General features: G+C 75.4%; 22 protein-coding genes and 1 pseudogene. 10 read left to right on the top strand and 13 right to left on the bottom strand.

Annotated features, from left to right (window positions below):
- Positions 1-18: 18 nt before the first annotated feature.
- On the bottom strand, positions 19-837 hold the full coding sequence (locus ABZ621_RS26400; protein WP_360608660.1) for a polysaccharide deacetylase family protein: 819 nt from the start codon (positions 835-837) through the stop codon (positions 19-21).
- A 221-nt stretch (positions 838-1,058) separates the two neighbouring features.
- Here ABZ621_RS26400 and ABZ621_RS26395 point away from each other — a divergent pair, with 221 nt between their 5' ends.
- On the top strand, positions 1,059-2,861 hold the full coding sequence (locus tag ABZ621_RS26395; protein ID WP_360608971.1) for a SpoIIE family protein phosphatase: 1,803 nt from the start codon (positions 1,059-1,061) through the stop codon (positions 2,859-2,861).
- A 37-nt stretch (positions 2,862-2,898) separates the two neighbouring features.
- Here ABZ621_RS26395 and ABZ621_RS26390 read toward each other — a convergent pair whose 3' ends face one another.
- On the bottom strand, positions 2,899-4,833 hold the full coding sequence (locus ABZ621_RS26390) for a hypothetical protein (RefSeq protein WP_360608658.1): 1,935 nt from the start codon (positions 4,831-4,833) through the stop codon (positions 2,899-2,901).
- Positions 4,834-4,941: 108 nt separating this feature from the next.
- On the opposite strand from ABZ621_RS26390, the gene ABZ621_RS26385 reads away from it, so the two are divergent.
- Both ABZ621_RS26385 and ABZ621_RS26380 read left to right on the top strand, forming a co-directional pair.
- A complete protein-coding gene (locus tag ABZ621_RS26385) occupies positions 4,942-5,340 on the top strand; it encodes a hypothetical protein (RefSeq protein ID WP_360608657.1) in 399 nt (132 codons plus the stop codon).
- 242 nt (positions 5,341-5,582) lie between these two features.
- Positions 5,583-6,659 carry a nitric oxide synthase oxygenase gene (locus tag ABZ621_RS26380; RefSeq protein WP_360608969.1) on the top strand — a complete coding sequence of 359 codons (1,077 nt, stop codon included), beginning with the start codon at positions 5,583-5,585 and terminating at the stop codon, positions 6,657-6,659.
- Between the two features lie 31 nt (positions 6,660-6,690).
- On the opposite strand, the gene ABZ621_RS26375 is transcribed toward ABZ621_RS26380, so the two are convergent.
- Positions 6,691-7,257, bottom strand: a complete 567-nt coding sequence (locus ABZ621_RS26375; RefSeq protein WP_360608655.1) for a hypothetical protein — start codon at positions 7,255-7,257, stop codon at positions 6,691-6,693.
- A gap of 244 nt (positions 7,258-7,501) precedes the next feature.
- On the opposite strand from ABZ621_RS26375, the gene ABZ621_RS26370 reads away from it, so the two are divergent.
- Positions 7,502-8,137, top strand: coding sequence for a TetR/AcrR family transcriptional regulator (locus ABZ621_RS26370; protein WP_360608653.1), 636 nt, complete (start codon positions 7,502-7,504; stop codon positions 8,135-8,137).
- A 124-nt stretch (positions 8,138-8,261) separates the two neighbouring features.
- Positions 8,262-9,357: pseudogene (locus ABZ621_RS26365) on the top strand (MBL fold metallo-hydrolase); the annotation flags it as partial.
- 41 nt (positions 9,358-9,398) lie between these two features.
- Here the strand turns inward: ABZ621_RS26365 and ABZ621_RS26360 are convergent.
- The 6 genes from ABZ621_RS26360 to ABZ621_RS26335 form a co-directional block, all read right to left on the bottom strand.
- The gene (locus tag ABZ621_RS26360; RefSeq protein ID WP_360608651.1) at positions 9,399-10,016 is read right to left on the bottom strand and encodes a TOPRIM nucleotidyl transferase/hydrolase domain-containing protein; all 618 of its coding nucleotides are present in this window, start codon (positions 10,014-10,016) and stop codon (positions 9,399-9,401) included.
- 69 nt (positions 10,017-10,085) lie between these two features.
- A complete protein-coding gene (locus ABZ621_RS26355) occupies positions 10,086-10,574 on the bottom strand; it encodes a hypothetical protein (protein ID WP_360608649.1) in 489 nt (162 codons plus the stop codon).
- An 82-nt stretch (positions 10,575-10,656) separates the two neighbouring features.
- Positions 10,657-12,924: a SpoIIE family protein phosphatase gene (locus ABZ621_RS26350; protein ID WP_360608647.1), complete on the bottom strand. Its 2,268-nt coding sequence runs from the start codon at positions 12,922-12,924 to the stop codon at positions 10,657-10,659.
- Positions 12,925-13,011: 87 nt separating this feature from the next.
- Entirely contained in the window at positions 13,012-13,296 is a 285-nt protein-coding gene (locus tag ABZ621_RS26345; protein WP_360608645.1) for a hypothetical protein, read from the bottom strand.
- 198 nt (positions 13,297-13,494) lie between these two features.
- Entirely contained in the window at positions 13,495-15,327 is a 1,833-nt protein-coding gene (locus tag ABZ621_RS26340; RefSeq protein ID WP_360608643.1) for an ABC transporter ATP-binding protein, read from the bottom strand.
- 116 nt (positions 15,328-15,443) lie between these two features.
- A complete protein-coding gene (locus tag ABZ621_RS26335) occupies positions 15,444-16,259 on the bottom strand; it encodes an alpha/beta fold hydrolase (protein WP_360608641.1) in 816 nt (271 codons plus the stop codon).
- Between the two features lie 279 nt (positions 16,260-16,538).
- On the opposite strand from ABZ621_RS26335, the gene katG reads away from it, so the two are divergent.
- Positions 16,539-18,728, top strand: a complete 2,190-nt coding sequence (katG, locus tag ABZ621_RS26330; protein ID WP_360608639.1) for a catalase/peroxidase HPI — start codon at positions 16,539-16,541, stop codon at positions 18,726-18,728.
- 120 nt (positions 18,729-18,848) lie between these two features.
- Here the strand turns inward: katG and ABZ621_RS26325 are convergent, their stop codons facing one another.
- The gene (locus ABZ621_RS26325) at positions 18,849-19,151 is read right to left on the bottom strand and encodes a hypothetical protein (protein ID WP_360608637.1); all 303 of its coding nucleotides are present in this window, start codon (positions 19,149-19,151) and stop codon (positions 18,849-18,851) included.
- Between the two features lie 157 nt (positions 19,152-19,308).
- Between ABZ621_RS26325 and ABZ621_RS26320 the strand changes: the two genes are divergently transcribed.
- From ABZ621_RS26320 to ABZ621_RS26310, 3 genes are all read left to right on the top strand, one after another.
- On the top strand, positions 19,309-20,520 hold the full coding sequence (locus tag ABZ621_RS26320; RefSeq protein ID WP_360608635.1) for an ROK family transcriptional regulator: 1,212 nt from the start codon (positions 19,309-19,311) through the stop codon (positions 20,518-20,520).
- Between the two features lie 64 nt (positions 20,521-20,584).
- A complete protein-coding gene (locus tag ABZ621_RS26315) occupies positions 20,585-21,100 on the top strand; it encodes an SRPBCC family protein (RefSeq protein ID WP_360608633.1) in 516 nt (171 codons plus the stop codon).
- A 100-nt stretch (positions 21,101-21,200) separates the two neighbouring features.
- On the top strand, positions 21,201-21,683 hold the full coding sequence (locus ABZ621_RS26310) for a carboxymuconolactone decarboxylase family protein (RefSeq protein ID WP_360608631.1): 483 nt from the start codon (positions 21,201-21,203) through the stop codon (positions 21,681-21,683).
- Here the strand turns inward: ABZ621_RS26310 and ABZ621_RS26305 are convergent, their stop codons facing one another.
- Positions 21,684-22,148 (bottom strand): DUF4383 domain-containing protein, encoded by a 465-nt coding sequence (locus ABZ621_RS26305; RefSeq protein ID WP_360608629.1) that lies wholly within the window; start codon positions 22,146-22,148, stop codon positions 21,684-21,686.
- Between the two features lie 305 nt (positions 22,149-22,453).
- Here ABZ621_RS26305 and ABZ621_RS26300 point away from each other — a divergent pair, with 305 nt between their 5' ends.
- Positions 22,454-23,974 (top strand): SulP family inorganic anion transporter, encoded by a 1,521-nt coding sequence (locus ABZ621_RS26300; RefSeq protein ID WP_360608967.1) that lies wholly within the window; start codon positions 22,454-22,456, stop codon positions 23,972-23,974.
- Between the two features lie 48 nt (positions 23,975-24,022).
- On the opposite strand, the gene ABZ621_RS26295 is transcribed toward ABZ621_RS26300, so the two are convergent.
- Together ABZ621_RS26295 and ABZ621_RS26290 are read right to left on the bottom strand one after the other, a co-directional pair.
- Positions 24,023-24,370 (bottom strand): MazG-like family protein, encoded by a 348-nt coding sequence (locus ABZ621_RS26295; protein ID WP_360608627.1) that lies wholly within the window; start codon positions 24,368-24,370, stop codon positions 24,023-24,025.
- 59 nt (positions 24,371-24,429) lie between these two features.
- Positions 24,430-24,837: a VOC family protein gene (locus ABZ621_RS26290; protein WP_360608625.1), complete on the bottom strand. Its 408-nt coding sequence runs from the start codon at positions 24,835-24,837 to the stop codon at positions 24,430-24,432.
- Between the last annotated feature and the right edge of the window lie 131 nt (positions 24,838-24,968).

Below are 24,968 nucleotides of genomic sequence, written 5' to 3'. Positions count from 1 at the left end.
GCCGTGCGGCCCCGGCCCTCACGGGGTGTCCGGGGCCGTGCGCACCGGGAAGCTGAAGGTGCGGCCCTGCTCCTTCAGCCACGGCAGCACCTGCCGCAGCGCGGTCACGCTCTGCGAGCGGTCGCCGCCGCCGTCGTGGAAGAGGATCGTCGGTCCGTTGGACAGCTCGTTCTTCACGGTCGCCACGATGGCGGCGGCGCCCGGCCGCTCGAAGTCCTTGGTGTCGACGTTCCACCCGAGCGGCCGCATGCCCGCGGCCGCGGCTATCTTCCTGCTGTCGGGCGTGAACGCCCCGCCCGGCGCCCGGTAGTACTGCACCTCCACCCCGCCGGCGGCCTCCTCGATCAGCTTCCGCGCGTCGAGGATCTGCTGCTTCTGGTACGCGACGGACTTGCGGTCCATGGCCGTGTCGTGGGTCATGGTGTGGTCGCACAGCCGGTGTCCCTCGGCCACCACCCGCTTCACCAGGTCCGGGTGGCGCTTGGCCTGCGGGCCGATCATGCAGAAGACGGCCTTGACGTCGTTCTCCTTCAGGATGTCGAGCATCTTCGGCGTCCAGCGCGGGTCGGGACCGTCGTCGATGGTGATGTTGACGGCCCGTCCGCCCGCCTCGGCGGCGTGCGCGATCCCCTCCGGCACCCGGGTCGTCGGCTTCGCGGGCTTGTCCGGCCCTCCCGTCCGCTGCGCCGGGAGCTTCGGCGCGGCGGCGCCGCCCGCCCCCGGCACGGCCGCCTCGTCCTCCCCCACCAGTGCCGTCGCCCCCCACGCGGCCAGGCTGATGCCGACCGCCGACGCCAACACGGCCACGTGCGCGGTGTACTTGCCCATCCGGCGCATGCGCCCTCCGATCCTCGCGTTCCCGATGCGACCCCGCGCCTTCCGGCGCGTTCCCGGGGGAGAGGACGTACGACACCCCGAACAGGTTTCACCCGTTCGGCGGATGTGACAGAGCTACCGTTCGACTCCGATTCCGCTGCTGTTCGGATGGTGCGCCGGACGGGGTTCCGGTGCAGACTGTGCACCACACCTGGTCGAGTTCCCCCCTGGAGGCCGGAAGAGTGAGCGGCGGCAGCGGCGGACGGCGCCTGACCGGCAGGGTCTCGGCCGTGCGCACCTCGACCGTGTACCGGTCCGCGGCGCTCCGCGCCCGACGCCGCCGCGCCGACGGCGCGATTCCGCTCGACGCGCCCGGCGCCGAGGAACGCCTCGCCTGGCTCAACGCCGCGAGCACCCGCATCGGCACCACCCTGGACCTGGAGAGCACCGCCCGGGAGCTGGCCGACTTCACCGTCCCCGGCTTCGCCGACGGGGCCGCCGTCGACATCCTGGAGAGCGTCCTGCACGGCGAGGAGGGCTCCCGCTGGACCGGCACGGGCGTCCCCCCGATGCGGGCGGTCGCGCTCTCCGCCGTCGACACCATGAGCACGCTGGAGGCCGTGCCGGTCGGCGAGACCTATGTGCGCGACCAGAAACGGCACGAGACCCTGCTCCACCGGTACTGTCTGCGGCGCGGCGAGCCCGTCCTGGTGGCGCGGATGCGCGACGAGGACTTCGCCCGCGTCGCCCCGACCGCGAGCGGCGCGGCGAAGATGCGCGCCCTGGGGGTGCACAGCTACCTCGCGGTGCCGCTGATCGCCCGGGGGCTGCTCCTCGGCAGCGCCGACTTCGTCCGCGGCGCCGGCAGCCCGCCCTTCTCCCCCACCGACCTCGCCCTCGCCGAGCAGCTGGCCTCCCGCGCCGCCGTCTTCATCGACAACGCCCGGCTGTACGGCCGCGAGCGCGAGCGGGTCGTCTCGCTCCAGCGCAGCCTCCTCCCCCGTGCCACGCCCGTCACCCCCGGCCTCCGGGTGCACGCCGAGTACACGCCGTCGGCGGCCCGCCACCCGGTGGGCGGCGACTGGTACGACGTGATGTCCCTGCCCGGCGGGCGTACGGCCCTGATGGCCGGCGACGTCATGGGCCAGGGGCTGCCGGCCGCCGCCACCATGGGCCGGCTCCGGGCCGTCGCCCGCACCCTGATGACCCTCGACATGGCGCCCGAGCGGGTCCTCGCCCGGCTCGACCTCGCCACCCGCGACCTGGAGGACGACCAGGTCGCGACCTTCCTGTGCGCGGTCTACGACCCGGCGGACTCCCGCTGCACCCTGGCCGGTGCCGGACTGCTGCCGCCGCTGCTCCTCGACGGACGCGGCGGGGCCGAGTTCGTGCCGCTGCCCGCCGGGGCGCCGCTGGGCGCCGGGGTGATCCCGTACGACCCGGTGACGGTGACGATCCCCGAGGGCGGCGGGCTCGTGCTGTACACCGACGGTCTGGTGAAGGCGCGCGGGGCCGACCTGGAGGAGCAGCTGGAGCGGCTGCGCTCGGCGGCGCTCGCCCTGTCGCCCGGCGCCCTGGAGGAGGGCGGGCTGATCGCGGTGGCCCCGGCCGGGCCCGGCCGCTTCGACGAGGCGGTGCTGCTGACGGCGCGGGCGGTGCCGCTGGAGGCGGGGACCGGGCTGCGGGTCTGGCCGCTCTCCGGCGACGGCAGGGCCGCCTCCGAGGCGCGGCGCCTGGTCACCCGGCAGCTCGCCGAGTGGGGCCTGGACGACCTCGCGGACGTCTGCGAGCTGGTCGTCTCCGAGCTGGTCGGCAACGCCCTGCGGTACGGGAACGGGCCGGGCGAGCTGCGGCTGCTGCGCGGCGAGCGGCTGGTCGTGGAGGTCTCCGACACCGGCCCCGACCTGCCGCAGATCCAGCACGCGGACCTCAGCGACGAGGGCGGCCGCGGCCTCCAGCTCGTCAACATGCTGTGCCGCCGCTGGGGCTCCTGCCGCACCTCGGGCGGCAAGGTCGTCTGGGCGGAGCAGAACCTGCCGTCCTGAGCCCTCCGGGCACGACACCGACCGGCGCCCGCCCCGCTCACCCCCCGGCGGCCGTCCAGCCCCGCAGCACCCCGCCGTCGGCAAGCCGCCCGTCGAGGACGGTGGCGCCCGACCCGGGGGCCCGGGCGGCGAACACCCGGCCCCGCGCACGGGCCCTCACGGCGCCGTCGGCGGTGATCCCGACGACGTGACGGCTGCCCGCCGCGAGCAGGTAGCGGGCGCCGGACGGCGCCGTCCACGGGCCTCCGGCCAGGACGTCCTGGCCGAAGCGCCCGCAGGCGGCGGTGTCGGGCACCGAGAGCAGGGGACGCACGGCCTCCGGGGCGCGGGCCGGGGTCTCCAGGAGGACATCGGCCCGGCCGGTGCCCTCCCAGGTCTCGGCGCGGGCGCACACCCACAACGCCCTTCCGGCCCGCTCGGGCAGCTGCTGCTCGGCGAACTCCCAGCGGTTCACGGAGCGCACCCCCGCGTCGCGGAGCGGGCCGAGGAGGCAGGCGGACCGGGCCCATGCCGCGAGCCCGAGGGGTCCGGTGGCCTCGCGGGGCTGCCGGGAGGGCACGCCGGGGGCCGGGAGCGGGGTCCAGCCGAGGTGCGCGGGGCCGAGTCCCCCGAGGTCGGCGACGAGGAAGGCGTGGTCCTCGACGATGCGGGCGGAGGAGCGCAGCTGGAGCACGGTGGTCCCGCCGCAGCCGCCCGCCCCCGCCGGCGGGGGCGCGGGCACGGGCGGGGTGACCCCGTCCGGTGCCAGGGCCAGCTCCCGGGCGGCGACGGCCGGCGCGGCCAGGTCACGTACGCCCGCCTCGGCGATCCACGGGGCGAGGAGGTAGCGGGTGCCGGCGCCGGTGCGGGCCAGGACGACCGAGGCCGCGGTGGTGACGTCGGCGTCGTCCGCGCGGGCCAGGACGAGGACGGGCGCCCCGGCGGGCGGTTCGGTGTAGCGGGCGAGCCGCCCGCCGTCGTGGAGCAGCACCACGGCCGCCCCGTCGATCCCGCCCGCGTAGAGCAGGGCGGGGGGCCCGGCCGGTGGCGCGGCGGAGGTGCGGGGGGTGGTCTCCTTGCGGACGCCGTCTCCTGCCCAGGCGGTGAGCGCGCGGCCGAGGAGCGCCGTGTCGCCGGTGCGGGCGCCTCGGGCGGGCCAGGCGGTGAAGTCCACGCGGGAGGTGTCGGCCCAGCGCTCGGGGTCGGCCCTGAGCAGGGCGGCCGGATCGGCGGCCGGGGCCGGGGCGGAGGCCGTCGCGGGCGGGGCGGACGCGTCCGGGCGCAGCGCTCCGGCGGTGGGGAGGGCGGCGAGGAGGAGGACCGCCGCGAGCGCCGCGGCCCGGCTCCGGCGCCGGCGCCGGAGGAGGTCGGTGGGGCGGAGGTGGACGGTGCAGGGGTCGAACTCGGGTCCGCGCAGCAGGACGGCCGGGTCGCCGGGGACGGTCGCGCGCAGCCGCGCGGCGGAGGCGAGGGCCCGGTCGGGGGCGGTCACCCCGGCTCCGGCCAGCAGGGCGGTGGTCTCCTCGGGGCCGAGCCCTTCGAGGACGGTGAGCCCCAGGGCGGCGCGGACCTCCGGCGCGACGGCCGCGAGGGCCCGGTCGAGGGCGAGCTCGTCGCCGCCGCCGGCAGGGGGGAAGAGCCGCAGCCCGGTGACGCGGGGCAGGGCCGGCGCCGGAAGCCGGAGCTGCCGCGCGGTGAGGGCGCCGGTGACGACCCGGGCCCGGAGCCAGGCGTGGGCCTCCTCGCGGGGGCTGCGGGGGCTGGGCAGGACGCCGGTCCGGGCGGGTCCGCCGCGGGGCAGGGCCCGCTGGACCACGGCGTGCGCGGCGAGAACGCGGCGCTGCCGGCCGAGCGAGGGCGGCAGGACGAGATGGGCGAGGCGCGCCAGCGCGGGATAGTGCTCGACGAGCGCGGCCTCGGCGGCGTCCCGGGACGGACGCGGGGCGGATATGGCGGCGGACGGGCCCTTGCGGGGGATGCGGAGCTGCTGCACGCACCGAGAACGAGCGGGGCGGGCGGGGCGTCACTCCCCGGGCTCCGGGGCGCCGGCCGGGAGCGGGCCCGCGCGTCCGGACGATCTTCGCCGTGCTAAGAAGGCCGGATGACGCTCACACAGGGCCTGCGGGTGCGCCTCGCGGTCGATCTGAGGGTGACCGGGACGGTCACGGTGGCCGGCGACCCGGCCGAGGAGCCGGCCGCGGTCGCCGGGGCGCTGCTGGTCGGGGCGGGCGCGGAGGGGGTCGTCGAGCGGGTCGACGCTCCGGAGGAGTCGCGGCCGGACCCGGAGGCGGCGGAGTACGAGCGTCTCGTCTCGCTCCTGGAGTCGTTCGGTGCCCAGATGCCGCCGGCGAGCCGGGAGCGGGCGGAGGAGCGGGTGCGCGCGCTGGAACCGGCGTGGGACGCGTACCGGAACCGGCGGCCGGTCGTCACGGCGCGGGTCCGGCTCGACGGGGGCCTGGTCCTGGAGCGGGTCCGCGAGGACGTCCTGACCGCGCCGTGAGGCACCGGGGCCGGGCACCATACCAGGACGGACCGCCTTTCCCGGCGAGCTTCGAACACTCTCCACAGTCGGACGACTCCGTCCGGTAGTCATGGGGCCAGGGAGGAAACACCTTGGTCTTCAGTCTGATCCGTCGCCGCGCGGCCGCCCCCGCCGGTGCCGCGTGCCCGTACTCGGCCGCCGTCGCGGCCCCCGCCCCCGCCCCCGCCGCGGTGCCGGCCGCCCCGCGCGAGCCGGACCGCGTGGACCGGCGGCAGGCGGAGGAGTTCGTCCGGCAGTTCCACGACGAGGTTCCCGGCAGCGGGGACGCCGAAGCCCGGGTCCGCCGGGTGCGGGCCGAGATCGCCCGTACCGGCACCTACGAGCACACCCCGGAGGAGCTGTCCTTCGGCGCCCGGGTCGCCTGGCGCAACGCGGCCCGCTGCATCGGCCGGCTCTACTGGAACAGCCTCGTGGTGCGGGACCTGCGCGGGGTGTCGTCCGCCGACGGGATCGCGGCCGCCTGCGCCGAGCACCTGCGGGCGGCGGAGAACGGCGGGCGGATCCGCCCGGTCCTCACCGTCTTCGCCCCGGACCGGCCGGGCCGCCCCGCGCCCCGGATCGTCAACGACCAGCTGGTCCGGTACGCCGGTCATCGCGCCGCCGACGGCCGCTGGGTCGGCGACCCGCGGGCGCAGGCGGCCACGGCCCTCGCCCGCGAGCTGGGCTGGAAGCGGGAGGAGGAGCCCTTCCAGGTGCTGCCGCTGATGGTGCGGGAGCGGCCCGGAGCCCGCCCGGAGTGGTACGAACTGCCGGACGGGGCCGTGCGGGAGGTGGCGCTGCGCCATCCCGAGCACGCGTGGTTCGCCGAGCTGGGGCTGCGCTGGTACGCGGTGCCCGCGATCAGCGACATGGTCCTGGAGATCGGCGGGGTGCGGTATCCGGCGGCGCCGTTCAACGGCTGGTACATGGGCACCGAGATAGGCGCCCGCAACCTCGCCGACGCCGACCGGTACGACCTGCTGCCGCTGGTCGCGGAGAGGCTGGGCCTGGACCGCTCCTCGGAGCGGACGCTGTGGCGGGACCGGGCGCTGGTGGAGCTGAACGTGGCGGTGCTGCACTCCTTCCAGGAGGACGGGGTGACGATGGCGGACCACCACACCGAGTCCGAGCGCTTCCTGCGCCACATCGCGCGGGAGCGGCGGCACGGCCGGCCGACCCCGGCGGACTGGAGCTGGATCGTCCCGCCGCTGTCGGGCGCGGCCACGCCGGTCTTCCACCGCTACTACGACCCGGTCGACCCGGCCCTGCGCCCGGCGTTCCTGCCCCGGCAGGAGTAGCCGGGCCGCCCTCGGAGCCGTACCTCCGGGGTCAGTACCGGCCGCCGCCCGCACGGTTGCCGCGGCCGCCGCCCCGGCGGGGCCGTCTGCCCTGGCGGGGGCCGGCGGAGTCGGTGGCGCCGCCGGCCGCCTCCGGGGAGGAGAACAGGACGGGGACGCCCGGGCCGCCGGCGACGGCGGGGGCGGCCGGGGCCGAGCGCGGCTCCGGGACCCGCTCCGACGGCCGGGGCTCGGCGTGGCCCGCGGCGCGGGCCACGATCCGGGCGTGGGTGATCAGCGGGGCACACGCCTCGCAGATCTCGGCGAGGGTCCACACCTCGCCGACGGCCGGGTTGTGGATGAGGACGAGGAGGGTGCGGCCCGAGCAGAGCGCCCGGGCCTGGTGGTGGCGGCAGCCGGCCCCGCCGCAGGCGCACGCGGCGTTCGGGCGCGGGGTCGCGAGGCGGGCGTGCGCCCGCACGTGCTCGGCGGCGAAGGCGCGCAGCGCGCGGACGTCCTTGGAGCGGTCGGGCATGCGGCAGCCCGCGGTGGTGCAGCTGACCCGCGCCGAGTGGTCGTGGTGGCCGGTGAGGCGAATCGTCCAGGTCCTGCCTGGCACACGGGATCCGAGTGGCATGCTCAACGCGCACAAGTCCGTTCGGGAGAGGAGGCGTTCGGTCTCTGTTTACCCCGAAGCCGGGACCTCGACGCGTCCCCCGGGGCGTGTCCGCCGGAGTCGTCGCCCTTCTTGGTGCCCGGACGGAGCACGGCGCGCCACGCTGCGCGTTCCGTGCGCCCCCGCGGACCGAGGCCGCGGGCCCGCCCCGCGCCGCGGTGTCCTGGCGCTCTGTCACCATGGGCCGGTGAGCGAGACGGCGGGCGGGAACGGCACGGGGGCGGCGCGGCGCCGGAGGCGGGACCCGGAGTGGACGTACGGGGCGCTGGTGGACGCGCTGCTCCGGCTGGTCGCCGAGACCGGGCGGGAGCCGACGCGCAAGGCGATCGCGGAGCGGGCCGGGGTCTCCGAGCGGACCGTCTTCGTGCACTTCGCCGACCGCGAGGCCCTGTACGTGGCCGCCGCCCGCCGCCAGGCGGAGCGGTGGCGCGCCCACGCGGAGGCGGTGCCACCGGAGTGGGGGACGGCCCGCAAGGTGGCGGCGCTCCTCGACCAGCACGGGCGGATGTACGAGGTGATGACCCCGATCCGCCGGATCGGCCTCGGCCTGGAGCCGGACTCCCCCGGGCTGCGCGAGGTGATGGCGGCGGGCGACGCGTGGTTCCGCGCGGACCTCGCGGCGGCCTTCGCCCCCGAGCTGGCCCCCGTCCCGGCCGCCGACGCCCCCGGCGGGCTCCTGGACGCCCTCGACGCCGCCTCCTCCTGGGCGGCCTGGGATCACCTGCGCGCCCGCCGCGGCCTCGACGAGGCGGCCGCCCGCGCCGCGCTCGCCCGCACCCTGCGGGCCCTGCTCGGCGCGCGGGAGCCCGACGCCACGGAGTGATCATCCGCCGGGACGCCGGACGCCTCTCCGGGCGCCCGGACCTTCCGCGTGCCACCGACCCCTTGACGCGTATTGCAGTCCGACTGCAATAGCGGGCGCCCCGACCAGGAAGGGTGCGTACGGCATGACTCCGATCGACCGGCGCGGCTGCGTCGCGGCGACCATGGGCGCCGCCGCTGCCGCCGTCTCCCTCAACCCCCAGACCGCCCAGGCCGTCCCGGCCGCCCACGGCTCGCCGTCCCCCGCCACGCCCACGCCCACCCGGACCGACGGGCTGCCGTACGACGACGTGGCCGACTTCGCCGACGCCGACCGCGGCTTCGTCGCCGCTTCACCGGCGGCCCCGTCACCACCGCCGACGGCCGGATCGCCTGGGACCCGGCGGCGTACGACTTCGTGCGCGAGGCCGAGGCCGAGGGCCGCACGCCCGCCACCGTGGACCCCAGCCTGTGGCGCCAGGCCCGGCTCCTGTCACGCCAGGGGCTGTACCGGGTGACCGAGCGGATCTACCCGGTCAGGGGCCTGGACCTGTCCAACATGCCCCTCGTCGAGGGCGACACCGGCGTCATCGTCATCGACCCGCTGATCTCCGCCGAGACCGCCGCCGCCGCACTCGCGCTCTACCGCGAGCACCGCGGCGACCGCCCCGTCCGCGCCCTGATCTACACCCATCCGCACGTCGACCACTTCGGCGGCTGCCGGGGCGTCCTGCCGGACGGCGCCGACGGCGTCCCCGTCCTCGCCCCCAGGGCTTCATGGAGCACGCGGTCAGCGAGAACGTGTACGTCGGCACCGCCATGGCCCGCCGCGCCGCCTTCATGTATGGCTCCACCCTCCCCAGGGGCGCCGCCGCCCAGGTCGGCTGCGGGCTCGGACCGAGCGTCTCGCTCGGCACCGTCGGACTGATCCCGCCGACCCGGTCCATCACGGCGACCGGCGAGGAGGTCACCCTCGACGGGGTGCGGATCCGCTTCCAGATGACGCCCGGGACCGAGGCCCAGGAGGAGATGAACTTCCTCTTCCCCGACCTGCGCGCGGTCTGCACGGCCGAGAACGCCACCCACACGATGCACAACGTCCTCACCCTCCGCGGCGCCCAGGTCCGCGACGCGCACGCCTGGGCCGGCTACCTCACCGAGTCCATCGGCCTCTACGACGGCAAGGCCGACGTCGCCTTCGCCTCCCACCACTGGCCCACCTGGGGCAACGACGCCATCGTCGGGCGGGACCGGCGAAACCGGGCGGGACCGGGCGGGACCGCTCAGAGCGAGGCGAGGAGCCCGTCGAGCGGAGCCGGTACGCGGGCGAGGTCGAGGCCCTCGACGAGGATCCGGCCGTAGCGGATCTTCCGGCCCGAGGTCGTACCGAGGAAGCGGCGCATCCGCAGCAGGGGGCTGCGGTCGCGCTGGGCGGGCTGGTTCAGGAAGGTGCGCAGGGCCCGCCCCTCCCCCTCGGCCACGACCAGCTCGCCGACCCGGTCCACGCCGAGGGCGCGGATCAGCTCGTCCTCCAGGTCGGCGACGCAGACGAAGAAGGCGTCCGGGTCGGCCCCGGCGGCCGCCAGGCCCCGGGTGTAGTGGGCGCGTTCGGCGTCGTCGCAGAGGCCGGTGAGGCGCAGGCCGAGGCCGGGCGGGCCGAGGAGCCGGGCGTGCCGGGCGGCGTTGGTGACGCCGTTCATGGAGAGCGCGCAGACGCCCTCGGCGGCCAGGTCGCGGCCCCGCCGGGCGGCCAGCGTCTCGACGGCCGCGACGTCGCTGCGCCCTTCGAGGAGCACCACGGTGTGCACGGGCAGGCGCGCCGCGAGTGCGCGCGCGGCGTCGCCGGTCCCACCGGCCGCCCATGCGGCGACGGCGGACCGGAAGGCGTCCATGTCGGTCATGGGAGGAGTCTGCGCACCGGACGGCCGGGGCGGTACCGGTTTTCCGCAGCAGCCCCCGGCCGGGGCCGGTCAGTACCGCAGGGCGGAGGCGACGGACGGGGTCACGGTGCCGGAGAGCTTGTGCGTGCTGCGGGCGGTGCCGTCGCCGGGCTTTCCGGCGGGGACGTCCGAGATGGTCACGACGACCGCGTCGACCAGCTTGCCGTCGCCGTCCTTGAACTGCACCTGGACCGCGAAGGACCGCGTCGCGTCGTCGGTGTTCTTCACGGTGAGCGGGACGGTGGTGCGGCCGTCGGCGTCGGTGGCGGGGTCGCCGAGCGTCACCTCGTCCTTGGCGTCGACGCCGTCCTTGATCTCCGCCATCTGCTCCTCGGCCTGCTTCACCGCCCGGGATGCGGCCTCCGAGAGGCCCTCGGCTGCGGAGGCGACGGCGGAGGCGGCCTCGCTGACCGCCCCCGAGACGGGGTTGTCGCCGTCGTCGGAGCAGCCGGCCGTGCCCATCAGGACGGCTCCCGCCAGCAGGCCGCCGGCGGCGCCCCGTACCCAGCGTGCGGTCATGTCGTGGTCTCCCTCGGGTCACACGTGCGCGTCGGCCCCAGTCAACGGCAGCGCCGGGCGCGCCGCATCCCGGGACCGGCGTTCAGCGGCGGCCGAGGGCGACGACGGCGATGTCGTCGGTGAGGTGGTGGGTCCAGTCGCGGACGTCGTCGTCGAGGTGGCTGACCAGCTCGTCGGGCGTGTGGCGGCCGACGGCGGAGAGCCGGTCGGCCACGGGGTAGAACTCGCCGGTGGAGTTCCGCGCCTCGCTGAGGCCGTCGGTGTGGGTGAGCAGGGTGGCGCCGGGGTCGAGGGCGAGCCTGTGCGGCCGTACGGCTCCGGCGGCGTCGAGGAGCCCGAGGCCCAGGGGCAGCACGGCGGGGACGTCCAGCTCGCGGGCGTGGCCGGGGCCGACCTCCAGCGGGGCGAGGTGGCCGCAGTTCACGGCGTGCAGCTCCTGGGAGGGGCCGGAGTGCTGGAGCAGCAGGGCGGTGGCGAAGAGCTCCTCGTCGCACCGGGCCAGGGCGGCCCGCCGGACCTGCCGGTCCAGGGCGGCGGCGACCTCGCCGAGGTCCTCGGTCTCGTGTGCCTGGCTGCGGAAGCAGCCCAGCAGGTCGGTGACGGTCTGCACGGCCTGGAGGCCCTTGCCGCGCACGTCGCCGATGAGGATGCGGGTGCCGTAGGGGGTGTCGAGGGCTTCCAGGAAGTCGCCGCCGATGGCGGTGCCGGCGGTGGCGGGCCGGTAGAGCCCGGCGAGCCGGAGGTCGCCGAGGCGGGGCGGGATGGGGTGGAGGACGGCGCACTGGAGGGCGGTCGCGGTCTCCCGGGTCCGGGTCAGCCGCTCGGTCTGCTCGCGGCGCGACCAGGCGACGGCTCCGGCGGCGGCGCCGACGCCGAGCGCCACGATGACGCTCATGGGCTGGCTGGTGTCGGCGTCCACCATCACGTACTGGAGGACCGAGGCGGCCGCCACGGCGAGGGCGACGACGGGCCGGCCGAGGGCGAGCGCGGCGGCCGCGACGACGATCGTGCCGACCCACAGCAGTTCGCGGGCCTCGGCCGGCAGTGGCATCGGGCCGAGGGCCGAGGTGTAGGGCAGGGCCTGGGCGGCGGCGGTGCCGACGAGGATCGCCGAGGGCAGCAGGGCCGCGTTCACGCCCAGGTGGGGGCGGGGGACGGCGGCGAGGAAGCGGGCCATCTGCGGGGCGGTGGCCAGCATGGTGCCGAAGCCGATGAGGGTGACGACGGCGAAACCGCCGGCGAGGGCGTGCGAGGCGTGGTCGACGAGGGCGTGCAGCAGGGCGAGCCCGAGGGCGGCCAGCGGCAGGCCGAGGGAGGCGCCGGCCAGCGGGGAGACGGCCCGGTACCGGATCAGCAGGCAGGCGGCCGCGCCGCCGAGCCCGAAGGAGGAGAGCACCAGGGCCGCGGTCGCCGCGGGGAAGCCGACGGAGGTGACGAGCGCCGGCACGGCCATGGTGAGGACGACCTGGGTGAAGCCGAGGGCGAGACCGGCGACGAGCGCCCCGGTCCACACGGCGCCCGGCACCTGCTCGGCGCGGCGGCGCTCGGAGGTGCGGCGCAGGCCGCGCATCCGTGCGACGGCGCAGGCGAGCGCGGCGGCGGCGAGCAGGGCGCCGACGCGGTGGTCCTGCCAGCCCCAGAGCGGGGCGAGCTGGAGGGCGGCCGCCAGGGCGACGGCGCACAGGACGCGGGAGACCGTGCGGACGGGGTCGGGCAGCGCCTCGCGGGCGAGGGCCCCCGTCTCGGGGAGCAGTCGGCGGACGAGCACCAGGGCCGCGCCGGCGGCGACGGCCATGAGGGCGGCGGTGACGCGCCAGCCGGTGAGGACGGCGGCGTGCGGGGCGAGGTTGACCGCGAGGACGAAGCCGACGGACATGGCGGCGAGCCAGCCGCCCATGATCCGGCGGATGCGGCCGGGCATGGAGACGGTGGTCATGAAGGCGAGGCAGGAGACGAAGACGGCGGCGAGCGCGGCGGCCACCAGGATCCGCCCGAGCACGTACGTGGCGGGGTCGAAGGAGAGCGCGAGGACGAGCGAGCCGAGGCAGAGGGCCGTCAGCGCGGCGGAGAGGGTGGCCCGCCGCCCCTTGAGGTCGCCGGCGCGGCCGGTGGCCACCAGGACGCCGATGGCCAGGCAGGCGCCGGCGATCTGGGCGACGGCGTCGTCCTCGGCGCTGACACCGAGATCGGTGTGCACGAGCGGGGCGACGGCCGTGTTCATGGCGGGTGCGACCACGTACAGCGCGGCGACCAGGGCAAGAACGAGCCCGATCACCCGGGGGGAGACGGCGGTGCCGCTCCCCTGTGCCGGTGCGGCACCCGCCCCGTACGGCGTGGTGGTGCCGGTCATCGACAGGACCTCCTCGTGTTTCCCCCGTGGACTTCCCCTCACGATGGTCGCAACGAAGAGGTACGCCTTTACAGGGACAAAAGACCCTTAAGTCATATCAATCACCTCGGGCTGCGGGAGGGCGGCCGGGACCGGGCCCACGACGGTGAGGGGTATGCGGACGTTCTCGCAGAAGCGGCGGACGCGGGAGAGGACGCTCAGCGAGGCGGGCGAGGGGTCGGCGGTGGAGAGCTGGACCCGGACGAGCCGGGGCCGGTGCGCGTGGGCCAGGGCCTGGGCCTCCAGGTCGGCGGCGGATCGGCTGGTGAGGGCGAGGTCGCCCGGGAGCGACAGGTGCAGGACGCCCTCTTCGAAGGCGTGGCCGATGAGCATGACCGCCTCCTTCCGTCGTACGCCGTCCCACCGCCCGGAGGCGGTGGGACGGACGGTTTCCGTCAAGGCGTTGTGCTTGGCACGCTGGCACCAGGCTGGCAGACGCGGACCGTGTCCGCACCCGCACGGCCCGCAGCCCCCGGAGCCCGGCGGAGCGGACGAACCCGCTGGTGGGAGCCGCGCGAGGCGGCTCCTGGTTCAGTGGGACACGGTGGCCTCCGGGCCGGTGCGGTCGGCCTCGGCCTCGTCGAGGAAGCCGCCCGACTGGTGCCGCCAGAGCTTCGCGTACGCGCCCTCCGCGGCGAGCAGCTCGTGGTGGCCGCCCTGCTCGACGATCCGGCCGCGGTCGAGGACGACCAGCCGGTCCATCCCGGCGACCGTGGAGAGCCGGTGGGCGACGACGAGCGCCGTCCTGCCCTCCATCAGCCGCCACAGCGCGTCCTGGACGAGGAGCTCGCTCTCGGAGTCGAGGGCGCTGGTCGCCTCGTCGAGGAGGAGGACGGGCGCGTCGCGCAGGATCGCCCGGGCGAGCGCGACCCGCTGCCGCTGGCCGCCGGACAGCTTCACGCCGCGCTCCCCGACCAGGGTGTCGAAGCCCTCGGGCAGCGCGTCGGCGAACTCCGTGACGTGGGCCGCCTCGGCGGCCGCGCGGACCTCGGCCTCGGTGGCCCCGGGCCGGGCGAAGGCGATGTTCTCCCGGAGGGTGCGGTGGAACATCGCCGGGTCCTGCGGTACGGAGGCGATGAGGCTCCGCAGGTCCGACTGGCGCATCCGGCTGATGTCCTGACCGCCGATCAGGATCCGTCCCGTGTCGACGTCGGTCATCCGCAGCAGCAGCCGGGTGAGCGTGGTCTTGCCGCCGCCGGAGCGGCCGACGAAGCCGACCTTGGTGCCGTTCGGCACGTCCAGGTCGAGCCCTTCGAAGAGCGGCCCCGCGCCCTTGTGGGCGAAGTGCACCCCCTCGAAGCGGACCGCTCCCGACCGGCCCCGGAGGGGTTCGGGCGCGGGCGGGTCGACGACGGTCGGCGGCTCCAGGAGGAGTTCGGTGAACTGGGCGGCCTCCGTCATGGAGCTCTCCAGGCGCCGGTAGATCTGGTTGAACTCGAACATGATCCGGGTGGCGTTGGCGTAGTACGTGAAGGCCACGATGATCGCCTCCACGCCCCGCTCCCCCGCGCCCAGCATCAGCGCGAGCACCAGGCCGATCACGTTGGTGACGACGGAGAGGGGCGCGACGAGGGTGTCGATGCGCAGGTTGCCGTAGTCCCAGGAGCGCAGGGTGATCCGGCGCGACTCGGCGGCCCGGGCCCGGTGCTCGGCGGCCTCCCGGTCCTCGGCGGCGAAGGAGCGGACGCTGTCCATGTTGGTGAGCACGTCGGCGACGTGCCCGGACACCCGGGCGATGGCCTGCTCGCGGTCGGCGACGATCCGCTGGCGGCGGCGGACCAGCGGGAAGACGCAGACGCCGGTGAGGGCGATCATCACCAGGAGGCCGACGACGAGCAGCGGGTCGTACTGCCAGAGCACGACCGAGGCGAACAGCAGCGGCACGAGGCTGCCCATGACCTGGAAGGTCAGGGTGTCGACGAAGTCCTCGAAGCGGCCGGCGAAGCTGATGACCCGCTTGGTGAGGGAGCCGGCGAAGTTGTCGTGGAAGAACGCCGCGTCCTTGGCGAGGAGTTCGTCCATGCCGACGCCGTAGAGGTGCTCGATGCCCCGGGCGTCGAGCCGGTTGAGGCAGTGGAAACCGACCCGCCACAGCGCCTCGCCGAGCAGCAGGACGCCGGCGAAGCCGAGGGCGTAGGGCAGGACCGAGTCGAGGGTGACCGGGCCGCCTTCGGCGACCCGGCCGACGAGCTTGGCGACCACCAGGGGGGCGAGGTACAGGATCCCGATGTTGCCGAGCGCCGGCAGCAGCAGCGCGGGCACGGCCACCTTCCGGAGCCGCGTCATCTCTCCCCCGTAATGGCGGAGCGCGAGGCGGACGGCGCCCTTGCCCGGCCCGCCGTCGCGTTGTTCTGATGTTCCCATCACGACCTTCCGTCGCTGTTCCGACACGTACGGTGACGGAGTGTGGCGGAGGGCGGGCGCGGCGGTCCACGGGTTTTTCCGGGGGCAGGGCGGCACCGGGGCCGGGGGCGTACGGCTCAGCGGCGCAGCCCGGCGGCGAAGGCGGCGAGTTCGCGCACGACCCGTTCCGGGTCCTCCCAGTACACGACGTGCCCGGCGCCCTCGTGGACCGCGAGGCGGGAGTCGGGGATCGCGTCGAGGATCAGCTGCTGGTCCGAACGGGTGAGGACCGGGTCCTGGTCGCCCCAGACGACGAGGGTGGGGACGAGGATGCCGGTGAGCGTGGCCGCGAGGTCCGTCTCCAGGAGTCCGCGCAGGGTCTCGCGCCAGACGCGGGCGGGCGCCTTCAGGCTCTCGTCGACGACGGTCTCCAGGAAGCCGGGCGCCACCCGGCCCACGCCGAGCCCCCGCACGAAGTCGGCGGCGAACGCCCGGTCCACCGGGTCTTTCAGGCTCTGGACGGTCTCCCGGACCGCGGCGACCCCGGGTTTGTCGGCGAGCAGGGCCGGGGTGCCGAGCAGGACGAGTCCGGCGACCCGGTCGGGCCGCCGGCCGGCGACGATCCTGGCCTGGACGCCGCCGCTGGAGCCGCCGACGAGCACGGCCCGTTCGATGCCGAGGTGGTCGAGGAAGGCGACGAGGTCGTCGGCGAAGTCCTCCGGGAGGTAGCCCTCGTCCGGTTTGCCGGCGTCGCCGTGGCCACGCTGGGTGGGCGCGTAGGCGTGCATGACGGCCGGCATGGCCCGCAGCATCGGCTCGAAGGTCCACCAGGAGTCGGCGTACCCGTGGACGAGGACGAGCGGCGGTCCGCTCCCGGGCCGCCCGGTCTCCGCGTACGGGAGCGTGGGGCGCCCGCCGCCGAGGACGGCGCGGTGCACGGCGACGGTGGCCATCGGCGCCCTCCTGTCTCTCTCGCACCAGCGTAGGAACGGTTCCCGGGGCCCTCAACACGGGACCGGGCCCGGTACGCCGGGTATTCGGGCCGGCCCCCGGGCTCACGGCCCGAAGCCGCTCGGCCCTTCCCCGGGGAATTCCGTTACGCCGCCTTCCGGACCGCCGCGCCCTGCGTGTTCGCGTGGCCGGAAGGACGCGGGTGCGCGACCATACGGACGCGCCGTCGTGAGAATCCCGGCCGGCGGCGGAAAGGCACACGCACAGGAAGAAGGCCGTACGTGACCGGCAGCGACAGCGAGAACCCGGCAATTTCCGCCCCCACTCCCAAGGACACCCGCCCCCGCACCAATCGGGACTGGTGGCCGAACCAGCTGGACCTCTCCGTACTCCATCGGAACGATCCGCAGGCCGACCCCCTTGACCAGGGATTCGACTACGCCACGGAGTTCGCGGGCCTCGACGTCGAGGAGCTGAGGCGGGACGTCATCGCCCTGATGACGGATTCGCAGGAATGGTGGCCGGCGGACTACGGCCATTACGGCCCGCTTTTCATCCGGATGAGCTGGCACGCGGCCGGCACGTACCGGATCGCCGACGGCCGGGGCGGCGGCGGAAGCGGCGCACAGCGATTCGCCCCACTGAACAGCTGGCCGGACAACGCCAGCCTGGACAAGGCGCGCCGCCTGCTGTGGCCGGTCAAGCAGAAGTACGGACAGAAGATCTCCTGGGCCGATCTTCTGGTTTTCACCGGAAACTGCGCGATGGAATCCATGGGATTCAAGACCTTCGGTTTCGGATTCGGCCGCGAGGACATCTGGGAGCCGGAGGAGATCTTCTGGGGGCCGGAGGACACCTGGCTCGGCGACGAGCGCTACAGCGGCGACCGGGATCTGAAGGGCCCGCTCGGCGCCGTCCAGATGGGCCTCATCTACGTCAACCCCGAGGGCCCGAACGGCAACCCCGACCCGCTGGCCGCCGCCCGCGACATCCGCGAGACCTTCGCCCGGATGGCGATGAACGACGAGGAGACGGTCGCGCTCATCGTCGGCGGCCACACCTTCGGCAAGTGCCACGGCGCCGTGAACCCCGAGTACATCGGCCCGGAGCCGGAGGCCGCCCCGGTCGAACAGCAGGGCCTCGGCTGGAGGAACACGTACGGCACCGGCTCCGGCTCCGACGCCCTCACCAGCGGTCTGGAGGGCGCCTGGACCAACCACCCGACCACCTGGGACCACGGCTTCCTCGAAAACCTCTTCCGGTACGAGTGGGAGCTCACCACCAGCCCCGCCGGCGCCCAGCAGTGGAAGCCCACCGACCCGGCCGCCCAGGGCACCGTCCCGGACGCGCACGACCGGTCGAAGTCGCACGCGCCGATGATGCTGACGACCGACCTCTCGCTGCGCATGGACCCGGTGTACGGCCCGATCGCCCGCCGCTACCACGAGAGCCCGGAACTCCTGGCGGAGGCGTACGCCAAGGCCTGGTACAAGCTCCTCCACCGTGACATGGGCCCGGTCTCGCGCTACCTCGGCCCGTGGGTGCCCGAGCCGCAGCTCTGGCAGGACCCGGTGCCGCCGGTCGAGCACGGCCTCGTCTCGGACGAGGACATCGCCGCCCTCAAGGAGCGGATCCTCTCCTCCGGCCTGACCGTGCCCCAGCTGGTCACCACCGCGTGGGCGTCGGCGGCGAGCTTCCGCGGCACCGACAAGCGCGGCGGCGCCAACGGCGCGCGGATCCGGCTCGCGCCGCAGAAGGACTGGGCGGTCAACGACCTGCCCGAGATCACCGAGGCGCTGCGGACCCTGGACACCATCCGGGAGGAGTTCGCCGCCGGACGGAGCGACGACACCCGGATCTCGCTGGCCGACCTGATCGTGCTCGGCGGCTGCGCGGCCGTCGAGAAGGCCGCGAAGGACGCCGGCCACCCGGTGACCGTGCCGTTCGCGCCCGGCCGCACGGACGCCACGCAGGAGCAGACGGACGTGGAGTCCTTCGCCGTCCTCGAACCGCGCGCCGACGGCTTCCGCAACTACCTGGCCCCCGGCGAGAAGCTCTCCCCGGAGACGCTCCTCCTCGACCGGGCGAGCATGCTGACCCTGACCGCGCCGGAGATGACGGCGCTGCTCGGCGGCATGCGGGCGCTCGACACCGGGCACGGCGGGGCCCGCCACGGCGTCCTCACCGACCGCCCCGGCACCCTGACCAACGACTTCTTCGTCAACATCCTGGACATGGGGACGGAGTGGAAGGCCTCGGAGGGCGACGAGAACGTCTACGAGGGCCGGGACCGGGCCACCGGCGAACTGAAGTGGACGGGCACGGCCGTGGACCTCGTCTTCGGCTCGCACGCCCAGCTGCGGGCCCTGTCGGAGGTGTACGCGGCGCGGGACGCGGGCGCCAAGTTCGTCCGCGACTTCACCGCCGCCTGGTCGAAGGTGATGAAGCTGGACCGCTTCGACCTGCGCTGACGGGCCGCCCCACGGGCTGTGGGCGTTCCGCGCGGGAACGCGCCGGCGCCCGGACGGTCGTACCGCGGCCGTCCGGGCGCCGGAGTCGTGCCGGGGGCCGCGAGACGGCCCCGGGGGTGGTCAGGTGGAGATCGCCGGGAGCAGACCGGCGACGGGCGCGGCCTGGTCGGTGAGCTGGTGGAGCTGGTGGAGTTCGTTGACCCGGCTCAGGCCGCCGAGCTGCTCGCCGACGCCCGGGTAGGCGGCGCGGGCGTCCTCCGGCATGCCGGTGGTCGCGAGGGAGTCGAGTTCGGCGATCGGGCTGATCGGCGGTCCGAGCGGGCCGGCGGGCGCGGCGGCGGCCTGGGCGGCGGCGCCGCCGCCCAGGCAGGTGAACGCCGCGGCGACGGCGAGGACCGAGGAGATGCGTCGGGATGAGGTCACACCCTCACAACGGAACGCTCCGCCGGGGGACACGCGACCGCCCCCGAGCGTCCTCCGAACGGGCCACGCCCGCGCCGGGACGGGGCGCTGTAGGCTGATCGCGCGCGTTCGCGGATCATGCGCGCGCACCTGGCCGGACCTGCGTGGCGGAGGGCAAGTGACAGAGCTCGTCCGCGGGACACCGGGGCTCGTGCGGGCGGTGAACGACCGTGCCGCCCTCCATCTCCTGCTGCGTCAGGGGCCGCTCACCCGCCCCGAGGTCAGCCGGCTCACCGGCCTCTCCAAGCCGACCGCCTCCCAGGTCCTCGCCCGCCTGGAGGACGCCGGACTCGTGGTCGGCAACGGCCTGCGGACCGGCCTGCCGGGCCGGGTCCCCGAGACCTACCGGGTCAACCCCGCGGCGGCCTACGCGACCGCCGTGGACGTGTCGCCGGAGCACGTCGCCGTCCGGAGCGCGGACATCACCGGCGCGGTGCTGGGCGAGACCGAGGCGCCGGTGCCCGCGCGCCCGGACCGGGAGGCCCTGGTGGAGGCGCTGCGGACGGCCCTCGGCCGGGTGCCGACGCCGCGGCCGCCGCGGAGCGTCGTGGTCGGCGTGCAGGGCGCGGTGGACCCGACGACCGGCCGCCTCGCCTACGCCAGCGAGGAGGACATGGCGGCCTGGCTCTTCCCCGACGTCGAGCGGACGCTGGGCGAGGCGCTCGGCCTCCCCGTCCGCATCGAGAACGACGTCAACCTCGCCGCCGTCGCCGAACGCGCCCACGCCGCCGCCGACTGCCCGGACTTCGTCCTCCTGTGGGCCGACGAGGGCCTGGGCGCGGCGCTGATGATCGGCGGCCGCCTCCACCGCGGCCACTTCGGCGGCGCGGGCGAGGTCGGCTACCTGCCCCTGCCCGGCGCTCCGACCGCCCGCGAGGCCGGTGACCATTACGGCCGCCACGGCTACCAGGAGCTGGCGGGCGGCGACGCGGTCCGGGACCTGCTGGGCGCCCACGGGGTGCCGGGCGCCGACTTCGCGGAGGCGGTGACGGAGGCGGCACGCCGGGCGGGCACGTCCGAGGAGGACGCGGAGGCGGCCCGGGCGGGCCTCGCCGCGGTGGCGGCGCGGCTGGCCGCCGGGCTGGCCTCGATCGTGACCGTCGTCGACCCGGGCCTGGTCGTCCTCGCGGGCCGGCTCTGCGCGGCGGGCGGCGAGCCGCTGCGCGCCCTGGTCGAGCGCGAGCTCCGCGTCCTCGCCCATTCCCGGGCCCGGGTCCGCCTGTCGGCCGTCACGGGAAACCCGGTCCTCTCGGGCGCCCTCGCCCTGGCCCTGACGGAAGCCCGCGAAGAGGCCTTCGGCGGCCCGCCGCCGCTCCCCCGGTCCCTCTGACACCCTCCGCCGCGCGCGGTGGTGGCGGACAATGGGGGGTACGGGCGGCCCAGGAGGTGGCGACGTGGTGCAGGGGACGATCACGGTCGACGCGCCGGTGCGGCGGGTCTACGACCAGTGGACGCAGTTCGAGGAGTTTCCGCGTTTCATGCACGGCGTCGTGGCGGTCGAGCAGACCGACGCGCGCCACCTGCGGTGGCGCACCGGCATCGCCGGGTTCCGGCGCGCCTTCGAGACCGAGATCGTCGACCAGCTGCCGGACGAACGGATCGCCTGGCGCACGGTCGGCGGCGAGGTCCGTCAGCGCGGCGTCGTGACCTTCACGCCGATCGACGACCGCCACACCCGCGTGCGCCTGGCGATGGAGGTCGAGCCGGAGGGCACCACGGAGCGCGCGGCCGTGGCGCTGGGCATCGTGTCGAGCCGGGTCTCCGGCGACCTCCGGCGGTTCAAGGACTTCGTGGAGGACCGCCACGCCGCGACCGGCGCCTGGCGCGGCCGTCTCCGGCCGGGGGAAGCGCACCGGCCGGCGGCATCCGCGCGCGACGGCGGCCCCACCCAGTTCGACGACCCCGAGTAGCCCGACGCCAAGTAGTTTGATTTTCAACATTCTTTCGGGGGAAGATGGCTCTCACGCGCGGGACCACCGCCCGCGCGGGACCACCCCGAAGGAGCGGACAGTGAGCGACGGCGCCGTTGCGGCCTCGACCCACCAGCGGATCTTCATCGACAAGCAGACCCCGGACGCCTACAAGGCGTTCGCGCGGGCCGCGCAGACCGTGCGGACCGCAGCCGACGAGGCCGGGCTCGACCGGATCCTGGTCGAGCTGGTCAACCTCCGCGTGTCCCAGCTCAACGGCTGCGCCTACTGCCTCGACACCCACACCCGCGCCGCCCTCCTCGCCGGCGAGACGCCCCGCCGGCTCGGCCTGCTCGCCGCGTGGCGGGACACCCAGGTCTTCACCGCACGCGAACGCGCCGCCCTCGCGCTCGCCGAGGCCACCACCCACCCGGCGGAGGCCGACGCGCAGGACAGGGCCTACGCCGAGGCCCGCCTCGTCCTGGACGACGCCGAGCTCTCCGCCGTCGTCTGGGTGGCCATCACCATCAACGCCTTCAACCGCGTCTCCATCCTCAGCAAGCACCCGGTGCGCCCGAACTGATCACCGGCCGGGCGGACGCGGCCGCCGGCCGCCGAGCACGAGGCCGAGCAGCACCATCGCCGCGCCGAGGCCCAGGTGCAGCCAGTTGTCGGCGGTGTCGACCGGGACGAAGTTCGCGTCGCCGTCGAGGTCGACGAGCACGCCGTACAGCCACAGCAGGAGGTAGACGAGCCCGCCGCCGACGAGGAAGGCGCGGGCCGTCGCCGCCGTGCGGGACAGGACGACACCCGCGACGCCGAACAGCAGGTGCACGGCGTTGTGCAGCACGGAGACCTGGAAGACGCCGAAGAGTTCCGCGCCGGAGTCGTGCCCGGCGAAGGTCATCTCGTCGACGCCGGTCGTCACGCCGGGCACGAAGCCCAGCAGGGCGACGACGAGGAAGACCAGGCCCACCAGGCCCGCGGCCGACCGCACGGACCGCGCCGACCGCACCGGACGGGAGGGGGAGTGCCGGGAAGCCATCATGACGGTTCCTCCCTCACGCGGGACGGCCGGTCGCCCCGCCCCTTCCCCGGATGACGACGGGCAAGGCACGGGTCGAACAGGCGGGCGAGTACAGGCGGGTAAAGTCGATGGGTCGCCCCTCGCGCCGGGCCGTCACACCCGTCACGCCCCGTCGCACCGTCGCCACCCGCGACCGCGCCCGCCCCCTCCCTCGTACGACAGGTCCGCCCTCCTTGCCTACCGCCGCCTCGCCCGACTCTCCCGTCGCTCCCGGCTCTCCCGCCCCTCCCTCCGTCCCCTCGCCGTCCGCGACCCGGCTCCGCGCGCTGAAGCCCGACTGGCTGCGCGACCCCCGGGTCTGGCGCACCGAAGTGCTGGCGGGGCTCGTCGTCGCCCTGGCGCTGATCCCGGAGGCCATCGCCTTCTCGGTGATCGCCGGCGTCGATCCGGCGCTCGGGCTCTTCGCCTCGTTCACGATGGCCGTGACCACGGCGATCGTCGGCGGCCGGCGGGCGATGATCTCGGCCGCCACCGGGGCCGTCGCCCTCGTCATCGCTCCGGTCAGCCGGGAACACGGCGTGCAGTTCCTCATCGCCACCGTCGTCCTCGCGGGCGTCTTCCAGATCGGGCTGGGGATCATCGGGGTGGCGAAGCTGATGCGGTACGTCCCGCGTCCGGTCCTGGTCGGCTCGGTGAACTCGCTCGCCGCCCTGGTCTTCCTCGCCCAGCTCCCCGAGACCCGGAACGTGCCGATGAGCGTGTACGGGCTGATCGCGGCCGGGATCGTCCTGCTGGTGCTCTTCCCCAGGGTGACGACGCTCGTGCCGGCGCCGCTCGTCACGATCACCGTCCTGACCCTGGTCACCGTGGCCGCCGGGATCGCCGTGCCGACCGTCGGCGACCGGGGCGCGCTGCCGTCCGCGCTGCCCGTGCCGGGTCTGCCCGACGTGCCGTTCACGCTCGGCACCCTGGCGACGATCGCGCCGTACGCCCTCGCCGTCGCCCTCGTCGGGCTCGTCGAGTCGCTGCTCACCGCGAAGCTCGTCGACGACCTCACCGACACACCGTCGAGCAAGCGGCGCGAGTCGATCGGGCAGGGCGTCGCCAACGTCGTCACCGGCCTGTTCGGCGGGATGGGCGGCTGCGCCGTGATCGGCCAGACGATGATGAACGTCAAGGTGGCGGGCGCCAGGACCCGGCTCTCGACCTTCCTCTCCGGCGTGTTCCTGATGGTCCTGTGCGTGGTCCTCGGACCGCTCGTCTCGCGGATCCCCATGGCCGCGCTGGTGGCGGTCATGGTCATCGTGTCCGTCGCCGCCTTCGACTGGGAGTCGGTCGCCCCGCGCACCCTGCGGCGCGCCCCCGTCGGGGAGACCGTCGTCATGCTGGTCACGCTGGCGTGCGTCCTGGTCTCGCACAACCTCGCCCTCGGCGTGGTCGTCGGCTCGGTCACCGCGGCCCTCGTCTTCGCCCGGCGGGTGGCCCGGCGCACGGAGGTCACCTCGGTGACCGATCCCGACGGGACGACCGTCGTCCACCGGGTCTCCGGCGAGCTGTTCTTCGCCTCGGCCGAGGCGTTCACCGAGCGCTTCGACCCCGCCGGCGACCCGGACCGGGTGGTGATCGACCTGTCCGCCGCCCGCGTCTCCGACGCCTCGGCCGTGGCGGCGCTGGAGGCCGTGGAGGCGGCCTACGCCCGCCACGGCAAGACCGTCGAGCTCACCGGCCTCGCCCCGGCCGACGCGGCACTCCGCGACCGCCTCGGCTCCGGCGCAGTCCCCGCTCCTGCCCCCGCTCCCGACTCCGGAGCCGGCGCCGTCCCCGTCTCCACCTCCGCCTCGGTCTAGGAAGGCCGGGGCTTCAGGGAGGGCCGGGGCTCCAGGAAGTCCGGGGCTCTAGGAAGTCCGGGGCTCCGCCCCTTCCCCGGTCGGCAGCGACCGCGCCGCCACCCGGTCCAGGTGGCGGGCGAAGACGGCGGACGCGTCCGGGGTCAGGGTGCGCAGCGCGACCATGGCGGTGATGACGACGTCGCAGAGCTCCGCCTCGACGTCCTCCCAGGTGTGGCTGTTCCCCTTCCGGGGGTTCTGCCCGGTGGCCCCGATCACCGCCTGCGCCGCCTCCCCGACCTCCTCGGAGAGCTTGAGGACGCGCAGCACGATCTCCTGCCCCGGGGGCAGGGTCTGGTGGGCGGTGAGCCAGTCGTGGAGGCGGGTGACGGTCGTCCAGGTGTCTTCGTCGCTCATGCCCCGCAGCCTGCCAGGTCGCCCCGGCCGCGCCGCGCGCCGCATGGGCGCCGCCGGGGTCAGGAGGCGGGCCGGTCCTCGTCCGCCGGGACGTCCTGGGGGTACCAGCGGAGCTCGACGGTGTTGCCGTCCGGGTCCTTCACGTAGACGGACTGGGCCGAGCCGCGGGCGCCCCAGCGCGGGACGGGGCCCTCGACGACGTCGAGGGTGCCGGAGGCGATGACCTCCTGCCAGTCGAGGGGGTCGACGACGAGACAGATGTGGTCCACGTTCGACTCGCCCCGGGGCCGGGAGAACAGGTCGATGACGGCGCCCTCGTCGATCCGTACGGACGGGAACGGCACCTTGCCCGCCCGCCACTCCTCGACCCGCTCCGGCGCGAGGCCGAGGGTGCCGGTGTAGAAGGCGAGGGCCCGCTCGACGTCGGTGACGTTGAGGACGAGGTGGTCGAAGGCTTTCACGCGCATGCGGTGTCTCCCGTTGTTCCGTTCGATGGTGCCGGTCGTACGGGAGCGATGCCCGGTGCCGCCGCGACGCGCGCCCGCGCCCGCCGGTCACCCGTCCGCGCGAACGCGTTCCGCGGCCGTTCCGCACCTCC

Source organism: Streptomyces sp. NPDC007863, assembly GCF_040633895.1.
Lineage (GTDB): Bacteria > Actinomycetota > Actinomycetes > Streptomycetales > Streptomycetaceae > Streptomyces.
This window is presented reverse-complemented; position numbering and strand designations above follow the sequence as displayed.